The 1,040-nt window shown below is 63.0% G+C and carries 1 protein-coding gene and 1 pseudogene; one reads left to right on the top strand and one right to left on the bottom strand.

Annotated features, from left to right (window positions below; translation table 11 throughout):
* Positions 1-222 (bottom strand): annotated as a pseudogene (locus tag ACZ4TW_RS24065) (integrase core domain-containing protein); the annotation flags it as partial.
* Positions 223-270: 48 nt separating this feature from the next.
* Here ACZ4TW_RS24065 and ACZ4TW_RS24060 point away from each other — a divergent pair.
* On the top strand, positions 271-1,040 hold a 770-nt coding region (locus tag ACZ4TW_RS24060; RefSeq protein WP_465547047.1), incomplete at its 3' end, for an IS256 family transposase.

Raw genomic sequence — 1,040 nt, 5'->3', positions numbered from 1 at the left:
GGTGCTGCGACTGCGGAACACGCTGGCAGGGGTGGCCATGTTCAGCGACTGATGCGGTCTGCAGGTGTTGTAGGCGTGGACCCATTCGTCGATAGCCGTTTGCGCGGTCTCGATGGTGTCGAAGGCGCCAGTCTCGTCGAGAAGCTCCCGGCGCAATGTGCGATGGAATCGTTCGATTTTGCCGGTCGTGGTCGGTGACCGGCGTTTGGTCAACCGGGGGGTGTCAGATGGTCTGTGTAAGTCCAGTGCTCATCAGTGAGAGGAAGATCTATGAGCATGGCGTTAGACGACAAGCAGCAGGGCCACGACGACGAGCAGTTGCCTGAACTGGCCGAGCCGCGCTCGACCGCGGAAGTCGCCGAGGCATTACAGGCCTCGGGCATGGTCGATGAGCTGCTCGCCCAGATCGATACCGGCCAGATCCAGATCACCGGCGAAGGCGGGTTGATCCCAGGTCTGATCAAACTGGCCCTCGAACGCGGTCTGAAGGCCGAGCTGACCGATCACCTCGGCTATGCCAAGGGCGATCCGGCCGGGCGGGAGTTGCCCAACGCCCGTAACGGGTCGAGCCCGAAAACGGTGGCCTCGCAGGCCGGGCCGGTCGAGCCGAACATTCCTCGTGACCGTGACGGCACGTTCACCCCGCGGCTGGTCCCGAAGGGCTCGCGCCGCCTCGGCGGCCTCGACGACATCATCATCTCGCTCTACGCCGGCGGCATGACGTTGCGCGACATCCAACACCATTTGGCCTCCACGATCGGCACCGATCTCTCGCACGAGACGATCTCGAAGATCTGCGACGAGGTCCTCGACGCGGTCGATGAATGGCAGAACCGGCCGCTGGAGCCGTTGTATCCCGTCATCTACCTTGATGCCCTGGTGGTGAAGGTCAAAGACGGCGCCCATGTCCGAAACAAGCACGCCCACATTGCTATTGGCGTCGATATGGCCGGCGTCAAGCATGTGCTGGGAATCTGGATACAGGCCGAAGAAGGCGCCAAGTTCTGGGCCGGGGTGTGTGCGAATCTGGCCAACCGCGG

This window comes from Agromyces sp. NPDC029043 (assembly GCF_055564615.1).
This window is presented reverse-complemented; position numbering and strand designations above follow the sequence as displayed.